The organism is Sphingobacterium thalpophilum (assembly GCF_901482695.1).
In the GTDB taxonomy this organism is placed as follows: domain Bacteria; phylum Bacteroidota; class Bacteroidia; order Sphingobacteriales; family Sphingobacteriaceae; genus Sphingobacterium; species Sphingobacterium thalpophilum.
The window spans coordinates 3359902-3384670 of sequence record NZ_LR590484.1; the positions used below are offsets into that span (position 1 = coordinate 3359902).

18 protein-coding genes are annotated in these 24769 nt (G+C 49.0%); 7 read left to right on the top strand and 11 right to left on the bottom strand.

The window, feature by feature from the left end; all coding sequences use genetic code 11:
- The first annotated feature begins 530 nt into the window (after positions 1-530).
- The 4 genes from FGL37_RS13985 (at position 531) to FGL37_RS14000 (ending at position 7599) form a co-directional block, all read left to right on the top strand.
- Positions 531-905, top strand: a complete 375-nt coding sequence (locus FGL37_RS13985) for a hypothetical protein (protein ID WP_028069711.1) — start codon at positions 531-533, stop codon at positions 903-905.
- Between the two features lie 768 nt (positions 906-1673).
- Positions 1674-2963: a TlpA family protein disulfide reductase gene (locus tag FGL37_RS25400; protein WP_171019307.1), complete on the top strand. Its 1290-nt coding sequence runs from the start codon at positions 1674-1676 to the stop codon at positions 2961-2963.
- Between the two features lie 18 nt (positions 2964-2981).
- Positions 2982-6200, top strand: a complete 3219-nt coding sequence (locus FGL37_RS13995; RefSeq protein ID WP_028069713.1) for a SusC/RagA family TonB-linked outer membrane protein — start codon at positions 2982-2984, stop codon at positions 6198-6200.
- 19 nt (positions 6201-6219) lie between these two features.
- Positions 6220-7599, top strand: coding sequence for a RagB/SusD family nutrient uptake outer membrane protein (locus tag FGL37_RS14000; protein WP_028069714.1), 1380 nt, complete (start codon positions 6220-6222; stop codon positions 7597-7599).
- Between the two features lie 49 nt (positions 7600-7648).
- On the opposite strand, the gene FGL37_RS14005 is transcribed toward FGL37_RS14000, so the two are convergent.
- The 4 genes from FGL37_RS14005 to FGL37_RS14020 form a co-directional block, all read right to left on the bottom strand.
- Positions 7649-8005, bottom strand: coding sequence for a hypothetical protein (locus FGL37_RS14005; protein ID WP_138096866.1), 357 nt, complete (start codon positions 8003-8005; stop codon positions 7649-7651).
- Positions 7962-8768, bottom strand: a complete 807-nt coding sequence (locus FGL37_RS14010; RefSeq protein WP_028069716.1) for a MauE/DoxX family redox-associated membrane protein — start codon at positions 8766-8768, stop codon at positions 7962-7964. Before FGL37_RS14010 ends, FGL37_RS14005 begins: the two co-directional genes overlap by 44 nt.
- 368 nt (positions 8769-9136) lie before the next feature.
- On the bottom strand, positions 9137-10225 hold the full coding sequence (locus tag FGL37_RS14015; RefSeq protein ID WP_028069717.1) for a hypothetical protein: 1089 nt from the start codon (positions 10223-10225) through the stop codon (positions 9137-9139).
- Positions 10222-10917: a hypothetical protein gene (locus FGL37_RS14020; RefSeq protein WP_028069718.1), complete on the bottom strand. Its 696-nt coding sequence runs from the start codon at positions 10915-10917 to the stop codon at positions 10222-10224. The genes FGL37_RS14015 and FGL37_RS14020 overlap by 4 nt, the downstream gene beginning before the upstream one ends.
- Positions 10918-11280: 363 nt before the next feature.
- On the opposite strand from FGL37_RS14020, the gene FGL37_RS14025 reads away from it, so the two are divergent.
- Positions 11281-12330, top strand: coding sequence for an MFS transporter (locus FGL37_RS14025; protein ID WP_028069719.1), 1050 nt, complete (start codon positions 11281-11283; stop codon positions 12328-12330).
- 11 nt (positions 12331-12341) lie between these two features.
- On the top strand, positions 12342-12638 hold the full coding sequence (locus tag FGL37_RS14030; protein ID WP_028069720.1) for a hypothetical protein: 297 nt from the start codon (positions 12342-12344) through the stop codon (positions 12636-12638).
- A 50-nt stretch (positions 12639-12688) separates the two neighbouring features.
- Here the strand turns inward: FGL37_RS14030 and FGL37_RS14035 are convergent, their stop codons facing one another.
- Positions 12689-14536: a PAS domain-containing sensor histidine kinase gene (locus tag FGL37_RS14035; protein ID WP_028069721.1), complete on the bottom strand. Its 1848-nt coding sequence runs from the start codon at positions 14534-14536 to the stop codon at positions 12689-12691.
- Between the two features lie 201 nt (positions 14537-14737).
- Between FGL37_RS14035 and FGL37_RS14040 the strand changes: the two genes are divergently transcribed.
- The gene (locus FGL37_RS14040) at positions 14738-15160 is read left to right on the top strand and encodes a GNAT family N-acetyltransferase (RefSeq protein WP_028069722.1); all 423 of its coding nucleotides are present in this window, start codon (positions 14738-14740) and stop codon (positions 15158-15160) included.
- A 23-nt stretch (positions 15161-15183) separates the two neighbouring features.
- On the opposite strand, the gene FGL37_RS14045 is transcribed toward FGL37_RS14040, so the two are convergent.
- From FGL37_RS14045 to FGL37_RS14070, 6 genes are all read right to left on the bottom strand, one after another.
- Positions 15184-15453 (bottom strand): hypothetical protein, encoded by a 270-nt coding sequence (locus FGL37_RS14045; RefSeq protein ID WP_138096868.1) that lies wholly within the window; start codon positions 15451-15453, stop codon positions 15184-15186.
- A 126-nt stretch (positions 15454-15579) separates the two neighbouring features.
- On the bottom strand, positions 15580-16029 hold the full coding sequence (locus FGL37_RS14050) for an Hsp20/alpha crystallin family protein (RefSeq protein ID WP_232048696.1): 450 nt from the start codon (positions 16027-16029) through the stop codon (positions 15580-15582).
- Positions 16030-16350: 321 nt separating this feature from the next.
- A complete protein-coding gene (locus tag FGL37_RS14055) occupies positions 16351-18627 on the bottom strand; it encodes a redoxin domain-containing protein (protein WP_051606801.1) in 2277 nt (758 codons plus the stop codon).
- Positions 18628-18661: 34 nt separating this feature from the next.
- The gene (locus FGL37_RS14060; protein ID WP_051606802.1) at positions 18662-19744 is read right to left on the bottom strand and encodes a TlpA disulfide reductase family protein; all 1083 of its coding nucleotides are present in this window, start codon (positions 19742-19744) and stop codon (positions 18662-18664) included.
- Positions 19745-19766: 22 nt separating this feature from the next.
- The gene (locus FGL37_RS14065) at positions 19767-21206 is read right to left on the bottom strand and encodes a RagB/SusD family nutrient uptake outer membrane protein (protein ID WP_028069725.1); all 1440 of its coding nucleotides are present in this window, start codon (positions 21204-21206) and stop codon (positions 19767-19769) included.
- A 12-nt stretch (positions 21207-21218) separates the two neighbouring features.
- Positions 21219-24731, bottom strand: coding sequence for a SusC/RagA family TonB-linked outer membrane protein (locus tag FGL37_RS14070; RefSeq protein ID WP_197734472.1), 3513 nt, complete (start codon positions 24729-24731; stop codon positions 21219-21221).
- Positions 24732-24769 lie beyond the last annotated feature (38 nt).

Consider the following 24769-nt stretch of genomic DNA (forward strand, 5'->3'; position numbering starts at 1 on the left):
AAGAAATTAGATTAAATCATCTATAGTTTAGGTGTTTAAATTAAGAGTCTTGTGCCTGTATTCTGACGCCACACCACAAGACAGCAGATTTTAACACCCATGTCTATACTTTTATGCTATATTTGTGCATTAAGATAGATGTGGGTACTGCTGTAAATCCGTGGTGTGTAAGGCGTCAGAAACTTTATTTCAGGTACGGTATGCAGTCCCACATTTATCATTTGCCTGCGAACCGCCAAGACTCGTTACCAATAAACGAGTTATGAACAAAAAGCAAAGATCAAAGAACATCATCACGGCCCCCGAGTAGCTCGGCTGGTTTGGCCAAATTAGATTTGGCTTCTCTTGCCATGGAACGCGTAACGCCAATATTATTCACCTGTGTGACCCCTCAATCAAACGCGATCTGGCTCCAAGAATGAATTAATTATTACAAATGTGAACTAAGTAACATCGGCTCCCAATAAAAGCTGATTTCAATCGGAGGGGGGATGCTATGTACTTTCGGTTACGGATTTACTTACTGAAAAATGAACAGGATTTTAGCGTTTCAATTTGCTTTTGATTGGATGATTTATGATGTCCATAAGGTCGATTATGATCCTATAAAGGAGATTGAGGCATTCTGGAATCAATATGCGCTAGACGCTGTTTCTGCTAATATACTCCAGCTCTTGAGCACATATCTTGATACTGGCGCAGGAAAAAATAGGCTCCTGAAGGATGAGGAAATGCAGGAATTTGCAATCGCATTGTACCGCGTCTTGATCGCTTATTGTATCACCTATCATCACAATATAGACCTCCGTAAAATGCAGCTGACAGCAGAAGCAAAAGAGCACATTGAAAAAGAGATAGAAGTGAGCAAAAAGGTCGCTGAGTTTTTCGGTCGGTTATCGAAGTAACCACTAACAAACTAAATTATGAATACGCTAAAATTTCTAGCCTTTTTAAGGGGCTATATAACCTGTATATTTCAAGCACTCGTTAAGCACAGATATAGCACAGATATAGTACTATTTACGCAACTGTTGCGTAAGCAGATTTACAAAGGAAAAACGTACTTCAAAAGTACTTGTTTGGTGCTTCGAAAGTGCAGGAATAAGAGAGGCTCTTCTGCCTTTCTTCTGACCAACTTCGCCCTAAGTTCTGCCCTTGTTCGGGCGGGCCATCGGTCCTGCATGCATGTTTCATCGGGATTTCTTCGGGTGGACCCGATGAAATCCCGATGCCGTCCCGATGAAAACCCGATGAACGGTCGAAGTTGGTCAGGAGTTGGTCGGTACTTAAGTATACCATTAAGCTACCGGGAGTGTACGGAAAAGGTACTAAAAAGGTACCGAAGAGCTACCAAAAAGCTACTGGAGATATACCAAAGATGTACTAAACAGCTACATGCTTTCGGTAGCTCTATAGTGAAGCTTGGGTATAAGCTGCGTAGAGGATCCGAATCTTCTTTACGAGTAGTGTGTGGCCGATCGGTTAGGAGAACTGATGCGTATCGTTTGAATTTTGGTGATTTACAGGCGTCCTGTGCGGTCTTGATGGGCAAGGACGAGTCTTTGGTCGCTCGAAAAAAATCAAACGTTCTAAACGCTTTAAAATGCGTCGGGCAATTTGGTGGCTATAGAAAGGCTTTTCGCATGTCGTTGGCATGTGTGTTTTTAGTTTCTATGTTTAGTTTATCGGCTCAGACGCCCCGCAAGGATAGCGGGGCGGATGGGCTATCTGATCTAGTTGCGCTAAAGCCGGGGGACAAGATTCCCGATGCGGTATGGAATCAGCCGCTCGAGCTGAACTATTTCAATGGCAAAAAGAAAACAATTAAGTTCGCTGATCTGAAAGGAAAGCTTATCCTGCTGGATTTTTGGTCGACAGGTTGCCCGAGCTGTATCGAGAATATTCCTCATATGGAAGACATACAAAAACGATACCCGAAAGGTTTATCCGTGTTACTGGTTAACAGCAAAAGAAACAAGGATACGCCGAGTCGCATTAAGCTGGTACTGGATCGCTACAAGGAAAAGTACAATTTCGAAATTAAGTTGATGACGATATTGGAGGATACAATGCTGACTAATCTCTTTCCACATAACACGATACCCAATATCGCTTGGATCAATCAAGATGGAGTTTTTCTGGGAAATACCCTGCCAGATGAAGTGGGGCTCCGTAATATCGAGACTATTCTCGAAAATAAAACGGCCGATCTGCAATTGAGAAGTGAATTTCTCAATAAAGACAAGGTCATGGATACGCCTCCAATTTTTGACACCGCCGGTGTCAAGTTTCTGTCGGCTATAACAGGTTATTTGCCAGATTATCTTCCGACTTATCCCAATGTCATCCATAAAAATGGTAATTCCAGTTATCAGATGCTAAATGCAGCCTTCAATTTTATGTTGGTGACTGCTTTTAAAGATGAACTCAGGGGCTTTGAAAACACCGACTATGTTTTTGAAAACGGGCAGAAAGATAAGATACAAAAAATGTTATTCGGTGGATCGCGGCGCGAATATCAATATTGCTATCAGCTCTTTGTGGACGATACCATCTCATCTAGTAAGGCAAATCGATATTTTCAACAAGCGTTTAAGGATTATTTTCGTTTGAATGTAGAAAGAAAACGTGGACGGATTTCATTTTATTCAGTCGGCATCCTGGATAATATTTCAAGTCTAAAATCCAAAGGTGGGATACCGCAAGTCAACATAAATCCGGAGGACGGGCCAATTTACTTTCAAAATTACCCCTTGATAAACTTGTTAAGGTTATTGCATCTGTATGTTGATCTGCCTGTAACCTTCGGCCCGCCCCAGTTGTTACGGATTGATCTCAGGATGCCAGAGGGATTTATATACATGTCTACAGCGGAAAAGCTGACCTTTTTGGAGACAAAGGGTATCATGCTTACCCTGCATGATCAAGAAAAAGAATATCCTTACATCAGCCGTATTTATTAATTCGAAAGGCTTATTATTATGAAAATATACTGTTTAGTAGTCATTCTACTATGTTGCAATTTTTTTAGCCATGCCCAGCAGGATAATTTGCTGATCTCTGGTCAGATTTATTCCAACGAGAGCAAACTGCCACTAGTTGGGGTAACTGTCCGGCTGATGGGGAAGAGCACGTTGACCCGTAGTACCTCGGACGGGAGATTTACAATAAAGGTACCGACTTTGAAAGATTCGCTAATATTCTCCTCCATAGGCTTTATCGATAAGAAGGTAGCGGTGGCTTTCTTCGCTCGCGGGGGCTCGCTATTTTTGGATAAACGGGTAAACTATCTCGAAGAGGCGCTGGTCAGTACGGGGTATCAAACTGTAAAAGCAAGTGATGTTACGGGAGCTGTAGATGTGATTTCCAGCGGGCTGCTCAATCAGCAGACGGGTTTAAATGTACTGCAGCGTCTGAATAATGTAACAGCAGGACTTCGGTTTGACAACCAGCCTATCAATAATCCCGATCTACAAAAACTCAATTTTTCAGTTCGCGGTCTCAGTACAATAAATGGGAATTTAGATCCCTTGGTGGTGCTGGATGGTTTTATTTACGAAGGGGCGATCGAAAATATTGATCCCAATAATATTGAATCGATTTCCATTCTTAAAGATGCGGCTGCAAGTGCTATTTGGGGTGCAAGGGCGGGTAATGGGGTAATCGTGATGACTTCCAAAAAAGGAGCGCTTAAGTCGGCTCAAAGAGCTAAGATATCCTTTAGCAATACCTCAATTATTCAGCAGAAACCCAACTTAAAGCAAATCTATCAGCTGTCTTCCCGAGATTTTATCAATGTAGAGCGAATGCTGTTCAACGGCGGTTACTATGATACGTTTTTGCAGTATTTGCCTTATTATGCGATGACTCCGGTCATTAATCTGCTAAACGATAGAAAGAAGGGGCTGATCACGGCGCTGGATTCAGCCAAAATGATAGACTGGCTTGCTAATCAGGATGGTCGTCGAAATTTTACGGATAACTTCTACACGACAGCATTTTCCAATCAGCTATCCTTGCATATTAATGGAGGGAGTAAATCATACGCTTACGGGTTGGGTGTAGGCTATACGACGGATAGGACAAGTCTGGACGCAAAGTCACGAAAATTAAATCTACTTCTATCCAATAGTTATAGACCTTTCGAAAAATTACGATTGGATATTATGATAAATTTTACACAACAGCGTAACCGCTCTGGAAAACCAGACTATTCAACTTTCAAGACAGTTGGTAAATCATATCCCTATCTTTATTTTAGAGATGAAGTGGGAAATGAGGTTCCCTTTGAGGCTATGTACAGCAATGCTTACCTTGAACAGCATTATTCGAATGGCTACTTGGATTGGGGATACTATCCCTTACAGGACTATAAATACGACCGGAAAACAAACCATCTCAATGAGTTATTTGCAACGACCAATTTGAGCTATCAGCTGCTTGATTTTTTGAGTGCCAGTGTTGGTTTGCAATGGCAAAACCAACGTACTGAAAATGAGAATCTGCATGAAAAGGATAGTTACTTTACGCGTTTAAAAATCAACCAGTTTATGACTATTGATCCAATGACGGGTCGGCAGAAGTATAATGTGCCTATGGGTGCCATACGAGCGGTAGACCAGCAACAGGGCAGATCATACACGGCGAGGGCGCAAGTGGATTTTAACAAAACCTTTGGACAGCACCATATTCAAGGTATAGTGGGGGCGGAGGTCAGAGAAAACCAGCTGGCAGGCAGTTCAAATACGGCTTATGGTTATAATGGGGTGCCGCTCACGTCGGTGCCAGTGGATTACCTTACTGCATTTGCCACGGCTCCAGACAATCTGTATCTAAATATTGTAGGTGCGCCTATGTTTACCAAAACGACGAATCGTTTTGTTTCGGTATATAGTAATTGGAGTGATCTATATCGTAATAAATATGGTTTATCTGCTAGTTTCAGAAAGGATGGCGCCAATATCTTCGGGGCGACCACTAACGATAGATGGTCGCCTCTATGGTCTGTGGGAGCCTCCTGGCAAGTGGACCGCGAAGCGTTTTTTAAAGTGAGGTGGGTAGATCAGTTCAAGTTTAGAGCTACGTATGGCTATAGTGGCAATGTTGATCTCCGAAAGACTCCCGAACCTATTGCCGGGAGCGGGACAGACCCTTACACTTTATATCCGATGTTAGGAATTTCAAACTTGAATGATCCATCGCTGCGCTGGGAGAAAGTGGGGATGTTAAACTTTGGTGTTGATTTTTCAGTATTAAAAGGACGGCTATCGGGGACAATCGACCACTATCGAAAATACGGTAAGGACCTCTATGGAGAGACAGCATACGATTACACGACATGGGGCAATAGTGGGACAATCGTAAAGAATGTGGCCGAAATGCATGGCAGGGGCTGGGACTTCAAATTGAATTCAATAAACACTGTCGGCTCGTTGAAATGGAGCAGTAATCTATTGTTGGGCCTCAACAAAAATAAAACGACAGCCTACTACAGCAATTTAAATGAGGGGTTGGTGTACTTTTTAGCCAATGGTAATCGGATCAATCCCGTGGTTGGTCTCCCTCTCAATGCGCTCGCGGCGTATACATGGATGGGCCTCAATAATCAGGGTATGCCACAAGGATTGTTGGACGGTCAGGCAAGTTCAGATTATACAGCGATATTCCGCTCGGCATCAATGAACCCTGAAGGCAATGAGACTATAACTTACATTGGAGCTGCTAAGCCAACGCATTTTGGTAACCTGATCAATACTTTATCGTACCGCGATTTTGATCTTTCTTTCAACTTGAGTTACAAGGGCGGCTATTACTTCAATAAACCTACCACCAGTTATTATACCCTCTTTCAGTCTGGGATTGCCTATCCGGATTTTGAACAGCGTTGGCAAAAACCTGGCGATGAGCAAATAACAGATGTTCCAGCTATGAGTTATCCCATATCGACAGATGCGGATGCTTTTTATGCAAGAGCGAGCATCAATGTGTTGAAGGGAGACCATATACGCTTGGAATATATCAATTTCTCATGGAAACAACGGTATAAATTAATGACGAAAGAGATAAATCTCAGGCTATTTGCCAATGCGAGCAATCTAGGCATGATATGGAGTGCAAACAAAGAAAAGATTGATCCAGAATTTGTTTATAGACTGCGTCCTTCAAAGCAGTTTTCACTGGGAATACAACTGGAATATTAGATCGTACAATATGAAAAATATGAAGAGAGGCCTATCAATTATTTTAGGTATAATTGGTATACTACTGCTACATAGTTCCTGTAGCAAATATCTGGATGTCCAATCAAATGATGGATTGGTCATCCCCAGAAGTCTGGAAGACCTTCAAAAATTACTGGATAATACCTTAAAGATGAATCGGGGGATCGGTTCGATGGGCGAGATATCGGCAGATGATTATTTTATGGAGCAATCGGTCTTGGATATGCAGACAGATATCGATCGGTTAAATTATACCTGGAGAAATAATCAGTATAATTTTAGCAACGATTGGTCGGCGGGGTATGGACCTGTGTATATCTCCAACTTAGTTTTAGAACGGTTAGCTAGGATCGAGCGGACAGCGCATAATGCTGTTGACTACGATCGAATTCAAGGTACAGCACTCTTTGGGAAATCCAACCAATATCTGTCCTTGCTTTGGAATTATGCAAAGGCATTCCATAGTATGACGGCAGCATCGGATCTTGGGATTGTACTGCGCAATTCTTCGGATATGAATGTAAAGTCAAAACGCTCATCGGTATTGGCTTGTTATAATGCATTGCTGGATGATCTGCGTAAGGCCGTTACTCTTTTGCCGCAGACAAGTACCCACGTGATGCGTCCGTCAAAAGCAGCTGCATATGGTCTGTTGGCTCGGGCTTACCTATCGATGGCGAAATATGATTCAGCCTATTACTATGCGGATAAAATGCTTCAGATCAAAGATGACTTGATGGATTTCAATAATCCAGCAGAGGTTGATCTGATAGGGACAAATCCGTTTTTGCGGTACAATAAGGAAATTGTGGGTTATTACGAACAGACTTCCAATGGAACACCGCTAATTCGGATAGCACAGATGGATACCTTACTATATCATTCTTATGATACGAATGATCTGAGAAAGCAGGTATATTTTAAGACAGGTGTGAATGGTTATCATGCTTTTAAAGGAAATTATGCTGTAGCATCGAATGCTTGGGAAACGGTATCACCATTTGGGGGGATAGCGGTGGATGAGATATATCTCATCCGTGCAGAATGTTTGGCAAGGGCTGGAAGACTACTGGAGGCGCAGGCAGATCTCAATAAGTTATTAGCTAGGCGTTATAAAAAAGGAGCCTTTACCCCTTATCAGTTAACAGTCGCAAAGGATGTCGTTGACTTAACATTAAGAGAACGAAGGAAAGAATTGCTCTTTAGAGGGCTGAGATGGATGGATATCAAAAGATTAAATCTTGAAGGCGCAAATATTAGACAAAGGAGGTTTCTGGACGGAAACGAATATATATTGGAGCCAAATGCAAATCGCTACGCCCTGCCTTTGCCTGATGACATTATTCGGTTAACCGGGATGGAACAAAACCCACTCTAGTGATACAATCCAAGCCCCATTTTTGGGGCTTGGATATTTTAGGTACTGCTTAATTTCGGTTCACGGGATTGAAAGGTGTCGAACTTGACCCTCCAGTTCGTTGCGGAATGTAACCTGAAGCAGCACCTGCTGCACCGGGTATTGCATCCATTGAAATTTTTGCTGGATCTAAAGCGGATCCGCTCAAGTCTGTATTGTCAACCGGGAGCGAACAAGCTTTATTGTTCGTAGGGTTACAGCTATGCCCATTAGGCGTAGTTGTCCAGCGTGATTCATCAGCAACTTGAGCCGCATCTAATGGATCTCCATTGAAATAAACAGTTACAGGAGCTAAACTTTTTCCTGCATAAGCCTCAGCACCTTTAAATGCCGAGAAACCGATAATCATGGCTCCTCCTAATATCATGTAGCCATAATTGTTTAGAAATTTGGTAAGCATTTCGCTTTCTCCTTTCTGTATGGCAAGCCATTAATTGATTAGTGAAAATGCTGGCTTGCATACCTCTAGTGAATATTTGCCGGTACCGTCCGCAGTACCGGTCGTATCTGAATGTCAGGCTGCCTACTATAGGCCTACTGACGTTGTAGTGTTCGGGCACTTGGTAGAGGCTGTCCGGCAGATGCCATAGATCAGTCCTCGCCATAGGTGTACTCCTGTAGGTCAAAATGCCGATCGACACAATGCCGATAAGCACAAGTGCAATGTCGGCCCCCGCCGCTAAGGTGCTGCTGCCTTTCAGCATAGATGATAGCCGCATCTTCCATCCAAGTATGGATAGGCCCAGTAGGCCGACATTGATCAGCAGGTGGCTGCCCCAGCTGATGCGGCTCAGAAAACTGGTGCACATACAGGGCTTCTGGGCATAGACATCCAGTACGCCCAGACCGATGTACAGGGTAAAGATGGCAATCAGCAGCGTGGAGGCCTGCCATCCCCGGACCTGCAGTGTGCGTGACGGTACCGCCAGCAGTAGTCCAATACCGATCTCGACTACCGGAAGCAGCCAAAAGAGCAGGGGGGCAAGCGGGCTGATCACGGGCTGCTGCTCCAGGGCAATCCGGAAAGCGTCCAGCTGCCAGATCTTGTCCATGCCCACATAGACCCAAAATAGGAGCATCCCCGCACGGAGCAGCCGATGTAAGTGGTTTGTAGTCTTGTTGTATTCCATAGCCTGTATATTGTTGTTGCTATAATCGCTTTGTCAGTTTCAGTAACAGGGCGCTGTACCTGATCCTTCTCCCGGTACAGCGGCCTGTTTAAGCGTCAGCTTCTACTTCTCGTACGCTTCAGGACAAAGATAGATCGCATATCAGGGCTACGGAGGGGTAGTATATGCTCTCGCGTGTGCTGATCGATGGGCTTTTTGGTGAATGGAGAAGGGGGGAGGGGGGACGCTGCAGGAAATGATGTCAGTTCCGGCAGCTCGGTAAAACAGGCTACAGCAAGGCGGAGAGCTGTGTTTTTGGCCTGTGAGTGCAGGCACTATGGCAGGGGTAGTGGAGGAATACCCCTGCTTTTTGAATTTTTCTGATGATTTTAACGGCTCAGCTCCGGAAATTTTTCATGTAGTTCACTGAGCATCGTCTTCAGCACCTTACGCAGCCGGACAGCGGCAGCATATTCGGCGGCTCTGTCCATTTTGGTCAGGCTATGTGTCGACAGCAGAGTACCCTCCCTGGTCTTGATCAGTCTCGAAAATTCCTGCGCCACCTCTTTTTTTTCTGAAGACCGCGTGATATCGGCCTTGACACAGAGATGTAACCACAGTTTCAGTTCCTTCCCGTTGAAGTTGCTATGGATATACTGTTCTGCCCCTGCTGCCCCGGCGAGCTGCAGCTGCCTGTTGCCGGACTGTACATATTCGCACATCAGTTTGAGCAGGCTCCTGCGGTTGTTGTCATAGGCAAAGTCCGGGATGCAGGAAAAGTGTTTGGGATAGCGCAGCAATCCCTCCGTAAACGAGGCGTCTTGATCATACATCTCTTTCCAGCGGTTAAAGAATCCCATATGGTTAAAGTTGAGGTTGACCATCAGTACCAGAAAGCGGAAGTGCCAGTTTTTGCCCTGACGGCTATCGTCGGCCAGCTGCCGCAATGCATCAATCAGGTGGGGCAGATAGTGCTGGTGATGGTACTGTATATAAGGGATCTTCCCGTCTTCAAACAGGCTATCGATAGCCGAGAGGATCTCGTCGAGGTAGACCTGCGGGATTTTCTTTCGGGCCAGTTTTTCAAAAATGCTGTGAATATGGCTGTTGACATAGTCTTTGACCTTGTCGCGGTAATGGCTGGGGAGCGCCGTACGGGGATCGATATCTTTTTTGAAGAGAAACTCGATGCGCTCGAGCAGTTCCTCGAGTGCATTTATGGCTGTACGGTCCTCAATACCGTTGTGCCTTAGGAAGCTGTCGAGCTTTTGATGCAGGCGCAGCAGTTGTGCATGATAGAGCTGCACCGACTGACCGGCCGCCTCCACACTATGGGCCTGCCGGTGCGCCTGCAGGGCCTGAACAAAATTGTCCTGGCAGGCAACGGATATGCTGGATAGCCGCTCGGGGATCTCCTTGGCCTCCAGGCGGCCCAGCGTTTCTATCATGAGGGTCAGGGGATGTAGGCTTACGATCATTCGTACCTCCTTTTGATATCTTTATGGTACCAGGGCCAGCCATATACGCCGGGGTGCATGGTCAGCCTGAGGGTATCCCCCTCCTTGGTACGTTCATGTAATTGGGGATGGACGTCGATGGGGACGGTTTGCTGTTTGCCTTCAAACGTAAGTGAAAGCCATAGTTCATGGATATCGCAGCAGGCGGGGCACTTCTGCACGACGACAGCTGGGAGACGTACGGCTTTTGCATTCGGAATATGCTGGCAGTTGTTCATGATCAGCAGCATGCGTACGTACCAGGTGCATGCTGCAATCATAATCGGTAGCTGTATGCCGTACAGGCGGGCGATACTTGTTTTTTTCCTGAAGATCAGATGGACAAGCAGGCAGCAGCCGAGCGCCAGAGGCAGCCCTCTCTGTACGGCAGGCCAGAAGGGCTGTGAACTGATAAGCAGCTGGTAGGGCAGCCGGTCAAAGACCGAAATACTGCTCACCTGCAGGCAGATAAATAATAAGATGAAGAGCTGCATGATCAGCTGACGGCTACGGATTTCAAAAAAAGGGATCAGCAGTACCAGTACCCCGATGCTATACACGCGTAAATGAAATGCCGAAGCCAGAAACAGGCCATAAACAGTGGTCAGCACGGCGATGGCAATCAAAATATAATTGCGGCTGAACCGGCGAACTGGCGTATGTGATGTATTCATGTGTATACAGTTTATAATCAGTAACTTGCTCTGTTTCAAATTTACGGAATAAGCCAGCCAATCTTTTCGGATATCAGCATTATTTCAACAAACGGTTATTTTCTGCATTTAAGGTCGGCTTTCTGCAAGGAAGGTATAAATTTTGGCAACGAGGGTGTTAATTTTCTGCTTTTTGGGTAATTATTCCCGCGCAAAAAATCGGGCATGAGGGTATAATTTCGTTATAAATGAACGGTTTACGAAAATATTGGCTAAATTTATATGACAAAAATTCCCGATAACGGGATTTGTACAGGACCTTACTTAGCCAATTTTATCTATGGGTCGGTTAGTGTATTTGTCCGCATATTTAAACAGTAAATTATGAAAGGTAATCAACTGGTCAGGTATTCTAAAGATACGGAGCTGCAGGTGCATTATCCAGACTTTATCTGGTTGTGGATCGCTTCGTTTTGCTTTGGTTTCGTGTGTTGGTACCTGGGCTATATCGGCGCCCTGATGACCTGGTTTGAAAATATGCCTTTGGTGGTCAGTTATCTGTTTTATGTGCTGGTATCGGCGGCAGCTTTCTTTTCGATCAGTGCAGTCATCAAAGTACTGGATAGAAAAATGAACTGGCTGACGGTTCCCGAAAAAAGGTTCAGCATGCAGTTTTTCTGCTGCTTCATACTCCCGGCAGTATTTTTATTTGCCGTGACTCAGCCGATTGCATTGCCAAAAAACGAATGGCTATGGCTTCCGTTGTCGGTCATCTTCGGAGCCGTACTGATGCTGAATCTGGTGTATACCTTATATTTTTACTGCATTGTGTTCGTGGTGGAAAGGCGACACAGGTTCTGGCTGCAGCAACAGGTGTGTGAACTGGAGGAAAAAATAATGGACCTCAGGAGTCAGCTTCCCCCGTACGCACAAGGTGAGCACACGGCTGCCGAAATGCCCCCATCCGGGGAACTGTCAGCTGAAAGTGATCCTGCGGAAGAAATTGATATTGCCTCTGTACGTGCCTTAGATCCACAGCAGGAGGCATTTTTGCTCAACAACAGGCTTTTGACAAAGAAGATTATGTACGACGAGCTGGGCATGTTCGAATATGAAAATACTAGCAACACGCCCTTGGTCAAACTGTACCTCAGAAAGGATATGACCGAGGATTTTGCCTGTGAACAGCGTAGCCTCAACGAAGTTGTGCGCGATACCGGAGGGTACGTCCAGAAGATAGACCGGCACCATGCCATACCGCTTCATATGATACAGACCTGTCAGCAGTTAAAAGGAGGGAAGCTCCGTATCGCGCTGAAAGTTCCGTTTGATGGACTGCGTGAGTTTCAGGTGTCGTCCAGGATTTCGAGACGTATCAAAGAGTGGGTCATGCTGCAGGTGCCCATTGAAAAAGACAATTATATGAATCAATAAAAATATTGGCTATGGAAAATCTGATAAGCAAAACCTGGAAATGCCGTGCCACAGGTAAAGTGGCCTTTCCATCCTTAATGGAGGCAAAGTGGCGTATGTTTCAATTTAAGGTCAGGAGCCGTATCAAAAATAAACTCGACGGCAAACGGATTAAGCACCGCATGGGTAGATACGCCTGCAAACGCGCCTATTATTGTCCGTATTGTGGTGGATATCACATCACAAAATGGAAAAAGGCAGATTACGAACGTTATAGAAATCTGGTCATGGGCTGGGATATTTCTTCCTCCCCATCGGTTTCTTTCTGATAGTATTGCTATAGATGAGTACTTGCACTCCGGGCACAGCGGGAACAAGCCTAGGCCTGTGGCAGCTTGAACGAAAAGACAGAGCCCTGGCCGGGTTCGCTTTCCACCTCGATGTTGGTACCGTGGTACTTGAGGATCTCGGCCACGATGTAGAGGCCGATACCGAAGCCCGATATGCTGGTCACCGTCTCGTTTTCTACCCGGTAAAAACGCTCAAATAATTTCTGCTGGTCGGCCGGGCTGATGCCCACGCCCTCATCCTGTACATAGATGCGCAGTGCGCCATCGACCTGCTCGCAGCCGATGGTCACCCGGCCTCCCTTGGGCGAGTATTTGATGGCATTGCTGACCAGATTGTTGAGTACCTGCCCGATTTTATCGCGGTCCGCAAAGATCGTCGAGGCCGGCTCACATAGCACATGGATCTCGTGATTTCTGGCCATCAGTTCGGCCTCCTCCTTCAGCTCCTGCATCATCTGCCCTACCTGAAAATGTTCCTTGCGCAGCTGTATTTTGCTCTCTTCAATGCGGGCCAGACTGAGGAAATCGCGGATCATCGCAATCATCCGGTTGGCATGATTCTCGATTTTTGATGCCATCTTCATGCCCATGGTATCATGGCTCTGGCTGCTCATCTTTTGCATCACCTGTGCCGAAAGCAGGATCGAGGTCAGGGGTGTTTTCAGCTCATGACTCACCATCGAGACAAAATCGTTCTTCTTGCGCTCCTCCTGCTTCTTCGCCGTGATATCCCGCGCGATCTTCGAGACGCCGGTGACTTTGCCGCCTGCAGAGATCGGCGATATCGTCAGCGAAACATCGATCAGTTTGCCGCTTTTGGTGATGCGCTTGGTTTCAAAATGTTTGATGGACTCACCGGCCCGCATGCGCTGCAAAATATATTCTTCCTCCTCGTGCCGCTCTTCGGGGATGATTTTCAGGATCGGCTGCCCGATCATTTCCGCGGCCGAATAGCCAAAAATCTGTTCCGCGGCGTGGTTCCAGCTCGTGACGATGCCGTCCAGTGTTTTGCCGACAATGGCGTCGTTGGAACAGTTGACGATGGCGACCAGCTGGGCATTATTGACTTCGGCCGTCTTGCGCTCGGTGACATCCAGCACCGATCCGATGATCCGGTTGATCTTGGTGTTACCCTCCAGCAGGGCTATGCCGCGGACCTCGATCCACAGGATTTTATGCTCGGGCTTAACGACTCTACAGGTAAAATTAAAATGTTTATCGCTTGTGGTGTTTTGCAGCTGATGCATGACCTCTTCGATGACGGTCAGGTCCTTGGGATGGATCTGTTTCAATACGCCAAAGATGCTGCTCTCATCGTAGCTGAGTCCCAGGATCTGCTTGGCTTCGGACGAAAAATAGACTTTTGAGGTTTCAAAATCCCAGTCCCACGTGCCCAGGTCGGTGGCTGCTATGGCCAGCCGCAGGCGCTCCTCGCTTTTTTTGAGCAGCTGCAGGATCTTGTTTTTCCGTTCTTCCTGTTCGATCCACCGTGCTTCGTTCTCCACGGCCTTGGTGACGTCCTTGGTAATGCAGCGTGAATGGATAAACCTGCCATCGACAAACAGCGCATTGGAACTGATCTCCACGTGTTTGAATGTCCCGTCCTTGCAGCGCAGGCGAGCCGGAAAGTCCTGTATGGTTTCGTTATTTAAGAGCCGTACATAGATCTCCTCCATGGCCTTGGGATCGGCATGGAAATCCCGCATAGAATGGCCGATATACTCTTCCTGGGTATACCCCAGTAAATCGAGCTCGGCCTGGTTGGCCCATATAATAATGCCATTGCCATTAACACGACGGAACGGTACGCACGCATTTTCAAAAAAATCGGATAGTTCGTCGTTTTTTAACCTTAGTTCATCTATTTCATCATTCATCTTTACCAAAGTCTTTAGGTGCAAAAAGGCTGTGATCGCTGGTATCTTGATCTTTCTAACGTAAATATACTGAAAATTGTTTTAAAAAATTGGATAATTGTTTACCTAAATACATAGAAAATTAGATAAAAACACGTAATTTTTTGATTAAAGCCGGTGTCTTAGGCAGAAATACACTTTTTGTGTTTAGATTTGCCCGGTATGATCAGGACAGTAGACGCAGCCGAATACCCCAGGCTGATAAAAATATGGGAGAGTGCCGTGCTGCATACGCACGACTTTCTCCGCCAAGAGGATTTTCACTATTATAGGGAGCAGCTGCCGCTCTATTTTGGGCAGGTCACTCTGCTGGGCTACGAAAACGGTGGCAGCCTGACCGCCTTTATGGGCATAGCGGGCCCGAGTCTGGAGATGCTATTTGTGCACAACGACCACAGGGGGCAGGGCATCGGAAAGCAATTGCTTGTGCACGCCATGGAGCAGCTGCAGGTCACCAGGGTGGATGTCAACGAGCAGAACAGGCAGGCCGTCGCCTTTTATGAACATATGGGATTCCACGTTGTCAAACGGTCGCCGCTGGACGGACAGGGCAAAGCCTATCCGCTGCTGCACATGAGTTTATGAACGCGGGCGGAGCTACCTTGGTGCTACGAAATGGAGTTTTCCATATTGAGCACGCGGAATGCTTTTTTGATGATGGCCTTGGTATTTTCGGCCAGTTCGTCGAGGGTACAGTAGACCGAACGGACCTGCCTGCGGTCTGCGCCGGCTCCATTCAGGATCAGGTTGATGCGCAGCAGCCGCTTGCCCGAGGATGCGGGCTCCCCCAGCAGCTCGTCAAACAGTTCGTGCACAATACTGCTGCAGCTGCCCAGGTCAAAGCGGGCAATCTCGACCTGTCCACCCCGGCAGGGCATCAGCACTTCGATATGGTAGTCTGATTTTTTCATCATATATAACCTTTCAATAGTCCGTTGAGCACAATTAAAAAAGTTGGTCTCCGCGCAGGGAGACCAACTTGAGATGACAGTCTAAAGTATAGTTTATGAAATAGGAATGGTACGTGGTTCTTTCCGTTTGGCCTCTTCTTTTTTGGGGATGGTCAGCTTGAGCATACCATTCTCATAGCGGGCTTCGATATTTTCCTGATCGACCACGTCCTTCTGCAGCTCAAAGCTCCGCTGAAACGACTGGTAGCTGAATTCGCGCCTGTTATAGTTGTCCTGCTGCTCCTCATGCTTCTCTTCTTTGGCCGAGGAAATGGTCAGCAGATTGCCGTCCAGGGTAACTTTAAAATCGTCCTTGGCCATACCGGGTGCGGCGACTTCGACCTCAAAGGCATCTCCATTTTCTTTGATATTGACCGCCGGAACGGTGGTACTTGTAGATGAGTAATTGCTGTTGCCCCAGTTTAACAGCTCACGGTTAAAATCTTCAAACAAGGGCATAAACATCGGTAAATTGTTCCAGTTTCTTTTTGCGAGTTTCATCATAACCTCCTTTTTTGAAGTGAAAACAATTAAATTTAATGTCTATTTACAGTCCTGCGACTGTATAAAAAGTACCGCAAAAAAAATACCGATCGCCAAAAGCTGAAATTTTTTCCTGAAAACTGTCAATTTTTCGCTGAAAGGCTGGCAGGGTGTGCCGTGGACCGCACGCTACACGAAAAGCTGATCCGGTGTGCCGGCATAGGACAGCGGGATGCTGCAAGATCAGGTACTGAGCGGGATTGGCATGCCGTGTGGGGCATCAGGCCATTTGGACAGAAAAAAAGCCGTTCCGCTCATTTCGACCGGAACGACTCCCTTTTTCTAAAACTTAAAGATCTCCTTGAGTTTGGCGTCCATGTCCTGGTCGCTACCGCCACCGCCGCCATATCTGCCGACGATGACACCGCTGGGGTCAATCAGGATCTTGGTGGGCAGGGTATGGATGCCATAGGCTTCGGACTTATCTGCTGACTTGTCAAAGCCCCCGTCGGGCGTGGTCTTCAGACCACGTAACACATGCTTCCATACGCCGATTTTGTCCTGTTCAACCGCCTTTTTCCAGGCTTTCTCATTGCTGTCATCGTCGGAGACGCCGATGATTTCGAAGCCTTTCTTTTTGTATTTGCTGTAAAGCTGCAGCAGGTGCGGGTTGCCTTTGCGGCAGGGGACACACCAGCTGGCCCAGAAATCCAGCAGCACATATTTGCCACGGTAATCGGATAGTCTGAGCGGCTTGCCCTGGATATCCGTTCCCGCAAAATCAGTGGCTGCAGCACCCACGGAGCCGGATTTTAACTTGGCAATTTCCTCGGCAAGTTCTTTCCCCTCGGGCGAGTTTTGCACATCGGCATCCATCTGGGCATAGATATCCTGGAGCTCAGCCAGATCGGCGCTGCTGACAAAAAAACGGAGCTGCGAAGCCGAAACCAGTGAGTTGGGATGCTGCTTGATATAGGCAAACTGCTTTTCGCGCATGGTTTCGTGATAGGGGGCCATGGCCTCTTTGAGCTTTTCAAGTTCGTCGAGTTTGGCATTCAGCACCGCTTCCGTTGCGCCTTGTTTTTTCAACTGGCTGTATTCAACGCTCTTGTCGTTGTACGCCCGGTTCAGCGGCTGTACCGCGGCCAGTTCGGTTTTGACCAGGCTCCTGTACTGGTTGTACTCATCCTGTGTCGGGGTGCCCGAGAGCTGGATCTCCTGGGGCATGGCGGTACTGCCTTTGACTTGCAGCACCCCCGGTTCTACATAAAACTGCAGGTATTTCTCATAAGACCGTGGGGCACCGCTTTTTCCATCGCTGAAATAGCCGCTGGCCTGAGTGGCGGACTGTACCCTGCCCAGGTAGCTGAACACGCCATTGAAGATCTGGACGCTGTCGCTCCGGATCTGGCCGGCAGCATCGGTATAGCGGATGTGGAACCAGCTGGATTTGTCCGGATTTTCAACTTCTCCCTTGACCACAAAAGTACCTTTGTCCATCGCTGGCTCACCCAGCAGCTCCTGAAGTTTTTTGTCCAGCGCTTCCCCGCGCAGGTTTTTGGCGATGATGATACCATTGGGATCAATCAGCAGGTTGGACGGAATGGATTTGATATCGTACAGCACGCCGACCTCATTTTTCCAGCCTTTCAGATCTGAAAGCTGGGTCCAGCTGAGGTGGTCACTATGAATGGCGTCTTTCCAGCGCTGCTGCTGTCCGGGATAGTCAAAAGAAATACCCAGTACGGTGAAGTTTTTGTTTTTATACTGCTGATAAGCACTCACCACATTGGGATTTTCCATGCGGCAGGGTACACACCAGCTGGCCCAGAAATCGATCAGCACATATTTGCCTCTAAAGTCGGCCAGAGATACGGTCCTGCCCAGGGTATCGGTCTGTGCGAAGGGCAGCGCCGGCCGGCCCACGCCCGTGAGCTTGTCGGTCTTGATGCTGTGTTCGATGGTCCGGACGGGCACATTGTTTTTGGCCTGCGGGGCGACCTGCTGCAGCAGGGTGTCGAGCTCGCCCAGATTGTCGCCGTTGCGCAGCGTGAAAAACAGGGGATAGACAATGGCCGGGCTCTTTTTGTGTTTCAGCACAAAGGCCTTGTCCAGCGCGGCCTGTTCGGCATTTTTGCTGTTTATTGCGGTGCGCAGTGCAGTCATCTTATCCTGGTCGTTGCTTTTTCGGGCCGCGGCAAATTGTTCATACAGCTCTTCCAGCCCTTCGGTTTTGCTCCGTTGCTGAAAGAGATTGTAGTAGTCGGCGAGCTTGCCGCCGCTGTATTTGGCGTCCTGCAGCTGCGGTGTCTTGCCGCTGATATGCAGCTTGCCTTTTTCCAGAAAGATAAAGGCCCCGTTCATCTGGCCCGAAGGACGCATCTTGCCTACCTGAAGGATATAGAAGTCACCTTCGCCTTCGGGGATATCGACGTCAAAGCGGAACCCTTTTTCGGTCTGCTGTACAGAATCTTTTTGTCCGTTGCCGAAGCCGGAGAGATAGATCCATTCTTCTCTGGGCAGCCCCTCCAGTTTACCGGTCACCACGGTAGTTGCTTTTTGCGCAACGGCCTGTGCGGCCAGCGCCACAAACAGGATGGATAATATATTCTTTTTCATGTTTCTTGTTTCTATTTAATGGTTTGGACGCATCTTATTTTTGTTTGTTGAATAGTTCACTCAGCTTGTGCTGCAGGGAGGCACCCCGCAGGTTGCGGGCAATGATTTTACCGTCGGGGTCCACCAGCAGGCTGCTCGGTATCCCCTGGATGCCATAGTAAGCCGATACTTCATTGTCGAAGCCCTGCAGGGAAGACAGCTGCGTCCAGGGCATGCCATCATCCTTGATGGCTTTTTTCCATTTTTCGGCATTGTCATCCAGGGAGATGCCGACAACGGTAAAATTGCGGTCTTTGTACTGGTTATAGGCTTTGAGGACATTGGGATTTTCGGCGCGGCAGGGACCGCACCAGCTGGCCCAGAAATCGACCAGCACATATTTGCCCTTGAAGCTGGCAAAACTGACGGGCCTGCCGTCGGCATCGTTCTGGGTGAAGTTGAGTATCTGCGTCCCCAGGGCACTCCGTTTGAGCACATCCAGACGCGCTGTGGCCTGCTGCCCTGCCGCGGTCATCAGCACGCTCTTGTCGAGGGCGTCATACAGGGGCTTGACCTCTTCATAGCTGCCCATGGCCGAGCGGTCGGCCACAAGGCTCAAGCTATAGGCACTGCGGGGGTGTGCGGCAATATAGGCTGCCGCCCGGGAACGGCGTTCGGCGCTGATATGCTCGAGCTCCTGCTCCAGCTTTAACTGCTCCTCGGGGCTGACTTTGCCCCATTTTTGATACAGCGGTGTGGCCCGCTGTTCCAGGTCTTCCAAGGTGGCCCGGTAGCGGTCGGCTTCGTCCTGGATTTTACTGCCCTCGACTTTCAGCAGGTGCAGTGAATCGGCATGGCCCGTGATCCGGATATCGCCGGCCTCCAGAAAGCATTCGCTATACTGCGTGGGAAACATCAGGTATACTTTCTGGGGCTCGGGCATCTCCGCGGCCCATTCAAATCGGTCCTGATGAATGTGGATGGTGTCACGCGCGGGCTTGCCCGCCTTGAGGTAACCGATGGCGATCTCTGCGTCGCCGAGTCCTTTGATCTCGCCCGAGACCTTTGCCTTTTGTGCTGTGGCTCCTAATGCCGCGGCAAGGAGGAATGTGCTGAATATATATTTTTTAGCGTTCATGTCGTTTTTTTAAGCGTGATTATTATAAGTCAATGTTGTAACCCGGATTTTGTGCGCCAAATTTGGGATTGTCAACAAATTCACCTCTCGGCACGGGGAGGATGTACTGCTCTTTGCTGATCAGTTTGGGCCGGATGGTGGTGATGGTGGCCAGCGGCAGGCGCAACAGACACAGCCATTCCTGTCCATCTTCGGCGACCAGGCACTTGGAGAGCTCCGTATAGTGGTAGCGGAGCAGGTCTTCGCGGCTGGTCAGGGCCTCGAGTCCGGAAAAGTCGGACAGGCCATTGCGGCTGCCGATGTCCTTCAGGATGGCCTTTGCCTGTGCAATGGAACTGTTGCTGCGCAACAGCGCCTCGGCCTTCATCAGGTAGATTTCGGTAAGACGTATCGCATAGAACGTTTCGGAAATCACGGTCGGGGACGTCGCTTCGGCAATATACTTGGTGAAGAAGTAGTTGCCATAATTTTTCCTGAAACTGCCGATCATCCAGTCCTGCCGGGGGTCGCCCGCCAGCAGATCGCGCAAAGCGGTGGTGGCACAGTACAGCGTGGAGGCACCCGGATAGAACTGCCGGCTACGGCTATAGGCATAGGCCGGCTGGTTGGGCTGCGGGGTGATGCTCAGCAGCACCTCGGTACTGCTGGCACCCTTGGTGCGGAAGATATCCTCGGCCCTGGCTTCGAGCTTGTAGGGGCCTTCGTTGATGATGGCATCGGCGAGTTTGATCACCTCGGCGTAATCGCCCGCCTGACCGCGGCACAGCAGCACCCGGGCTTTCAGCGCCTGCGCTGCCCAGCTGGTGGCGTAGTGTTTTTCATTTTGTGCCGGGCAGTGCGCAATCGCGTAATCCAGATCGGCGAGGATGGACGTATAGCTTTCGGCCACCGTGGAGCGGGCCTTGGGAATAGTGCTGATTGTGACCGGCTGGTCCCGGAGCAAGACACCATAGGGGCTGGAATAATCAAACCATTGGGCGTAAAAGCTCAGCAGCTTGAAGTGCCCATATGCTCTTAAAAAGCGGGCTTCGGCTTCAATGGGCTCGCGCTCGGCAGCTGGAATACGGCCCTGCGGCAACTTGTCCATGCCGCCGATCAGCGAGTTGGCCGCATTGATGATGCCATAGCTATAGAGCCAGTAGGTATCGGCAGAACTGACCATCTGGTTGTCTTCAGGTGATCCCGCGCCGGTGCCGTAGCCATAGATCATATAGCCGGCCAATTGGGCGGGGAGACGCTCGTTGTTCGTCCATTCGGTAATGTTTTTGCTGGTGGATACATTGGCAAACCGATAATACACGCCATTGAGCGCGATGCGTGCGGTAGCAGCATCCAGTACCGTGTTGCCGTCCACCTTGGCATTTTCAGGAAGGGCCCCGAGCTGGCTCTCGCAGGATGTCATGGTCATACTGCCTGCAGTACAGGCTAATCCAAGAAATATGTAGATGAGTTTTCTTTTCATATGTGCTCTCTTTTAAAGTGAAAAACGTAATCCCAGCGTAAATTGCCTAACGGCCGGAAACGTACCCGGATCGCTGGCACCATTGATCAGACTATAGGGATCGTTGCTGACCTCCGGATCCACGCCGGGGTAGCTGGTCCAGGTGAGGATGTTGGTGGCAGATCCGAAGATGGAAGCCTGTGGCAGACCCAGCCTTTTTTTCCAGCGCTCAGGCAGGGCATAGGTCAGGGTCAATGATTTGAGCCGCAGAAATGAGCCGTCGTATACGGCGGCGCTGTTGGTATAGGTCGTGCCGTTATACCCGTACAGGAGCCGCGGCCGGGTAGAGGTGGGATTCTCTGGTGTCCATCTACCCAGTATTTCGGTCGTTTTGTTGCTGCGGTTGCTGACATTGTTGTTCTGGATATCGCCCTGGTACAGGATGTCGTTGCCATAGCTGAAGGTAAACAGCGTGGTCAGGCTCAGGCCCTTATATGAAATACTGTTGGTATATCCGCCGTAAAACTTGGGGGCCGCATGTCCGATGATATCGTTGGACGGAAAATATTCGCCTTCCGGAATTTTATAGCTCGGATCGCCGATACCCAGATAAGGATCAAAATATATCCAGTACGGATTCTTCGCTTTGTAGGCATCGACCTCTTCCTGCGTCTGCAGCAGGCCGGTGAACTGTTTGCCGTAGATCAGGCCCAATGGCTCTCCTTCACGGACGATCGCATTGCCCAGATTATAGCTTGTGATATCATTGGGATCGGTAAAGTCGCGGTCCACATTGGTGACCAGGGAGCGGTTGAACGAGATATTGAAAGCGCCGTTCCAGGAGAGGTTCTTGTTTTCGATAAAGGTGCCGCGCAGTGCAATTTCCAGCCCCCGGTTACGGATGTTGGCCAGATTGGCAATGACACTGCTATAGGAGGAACTGCCGGCTACCGTTCTGGTGAATAAAATGCCTGATGTTGCTTTCTCATAAACCTCAATGCTGGCACCGAATCTTGAATGAAATAGGCTGATGTCCAGCCCTGCATCTTTCTGCAGGGTTGATTCCCAGCGGATATCTTCGTTGCCGAGCTGGCTGGGGACCATGGTGCTCTTGCCTGCATAGGCGTAGGGATTGTAGAGCGTATAGAACATATTGTCCCCGATATTCTGGGTTCCGGTGTAGCCGGCACTTGCCCGCAATTTAATATCGTCTATCCACTTGACCTCTTTCATAAAAGATTCTTCAGACAGACGCCAGGCCACCCCGCCCGAAGGGAAAAATCCGGTGCGGTTGACTTTGGGAAATTTGGATGATGCATCCGAACGCCCGGTAAAGGTGAAGATATAGCGGTCTTTCCAGGCATAAAGCGCCCTTGTGTAAAAGCTGAGCAGCGAATTCTGTCCGCTCGTACCCACTGCGGCGGTCACCAGGCTGGCGGAGGACAGATTATTGAGGTACTTGTCGTCGGGATATCCCTGCGCAGTGACACCGAAGAGCTGTGACCTCGTCTTCTGCCAGGAGGTTCCGCCTACGATATTGAGCCGGTGTGCGGTATTGAATACTTTGTCCCAGGTCAACGTGTTTTCAAAAAACAGGTCCGAGAGCTGGTTCTGTGACTGGGATCCGGTGCCAAGGCTGGAGGTGCCCACACCGTTCGAAGCCGCAATCAGTGCGTCTCCGGTTACATAGTTGCGCTGGTTGGTGCTGTTGTAGTTGATCGAAGCGGTACTCCGAAACACCAGCTCGGGCAGGATTCTGTAGTCAGCCGCTATGGAGCCCAGCAGCGAATGGCTTGTTGCCCGATTGATGCCGTCGAGGAGTACGAGCGGGTTTTGATAGCCCTGGTAATCGGATCCGTCCAGTGTACTGCCCGTGTATTTGGCAATGGAGCCATCGGCATTGTAGGCGGCAAAGGTCGGCGGGGCAAACAAGGCCTGCGTATACAGACCATTGGTAATATTATTGGTGGTGTAGCCGTAGCCAAAGGTGGCCTGCGTACGGAGCTTGCTGGTAATTTCGTTGTCCAGGTTGATCCGGCCCGACAGACGCTGGAAGTCGGTCCCTTTGACGACGCCCTGATTGCCGGTGTAGCCCAATGAGATAAAATACTGGGAGGCGCTGCTGCCACCCCGCACGGAGAGATCGGCATTGTCGGATTTCCCGGTGCGGGTGACCAGATCGAGCCAGTCCGTATTGGCGGTGCCATAGAAATCGGGATTGTTGATGCGGTTGTCAAAATCGGCCAGTTCTTCGGGTGTGAGCGTTTCGCCGGCTGCCTTGCGGGCCTCGAGCAGGTTGCGGTTGGCCTCCTGCAGGATCATGATATACTGATCGCGGTCGAGCAGTTTGATCGGACGCTGCTTGCTGATACCATGGTAATAATTGGCCTCCAGTGTCGGCTTCTGGTCCCGCTTGCCGCGTTTGGTGGTGATGATGACGACACCGTTGGCGGCACGCGATCCGTAGATGGCGGTGGCCGAAGCGTCTTTGAGGACGTCGATCGTTTCGATGTCGCTGATATTCAGTCCGGCGAGGCTGTTCAGCCCACGGGCAAAGGATCCTGATACGGCGCTATTTGGGTCGTCCGAACCAAAGCGGTCTATAGGGTTGACCACTTCGGCCGAATTGCTGACGTAGCGGTTCTGTACGGTCATCTGCACCCCGTCGATGATGTACAGGGGGTCGTTGCCGCCCATGAGTGAGGTCCCGCCGCGGATGCGGATCTTGGCAACCCCTCCGGGGGATCCATCGGCCTGCACCACCTGCACTCCGGCAGCCTTACCGGTCAGCGCCTGATCGATGCTGGTAAAGGGGACATCGCGGATCTCCTTGACATCCACGGATACAACCGAACCCGTCAGATCCTTCCGCTTGACACTGCCGTAGCCCACCACGACAGTTTCCTCCAGTGTGTTGACTCCTGTCTCCAGGACGACCTGGATCCCTTCGCGCAGGCGTGCGGCACTGAGTCTGACCGTCTGTGAAACATAGCCTACATAGGAGATACGAAGGGTCTGCCCGAGGGAGGCCCGGATCTTAAAAATGCCGTTCGGATCCGTCAGCACCGTGTTGTTGTTTTCCCCCAGCACATTCACGGTAACTCCGGGCAATGGGCGGCCCTGACTGTCCCGTACGGTACCCTGAAGGATACCCTGGTCGTGCTGGGTCTGTTTTTCTTCCTTGGTCAGCACAATGAGATATTCGCGGTGCAGACGAAAACTGAGATCGGTATGAAGCAGCAGCTCGTCAAGAATATCTTTTACCGGCTCGTTCTGTGCATTTATGGCAAAGGATTCGCCGAGCCCCTCGACCAGGTCTTCGCCGTATACAAAACGGTATTTGGTCTGGCTCTCGATTTCTTTTAATATTTTGCCTAAATTAACCGATTTCAGGTTCAATGTCGCCCGTTCATTTTGTGCCAGGGAATGACCTATCGCAGTCAGGTGGAACAGCAGGGTTAGGATGGTGGTCAGTTTCACGAGAATGATAGCATTAAAAAGTTTAGGATAATATCTTCCCTCAACGCGAATTGCGTTATTTTTCATAAGTTTGCAAGGTTAATGTAAACAATTGACAACAGAGC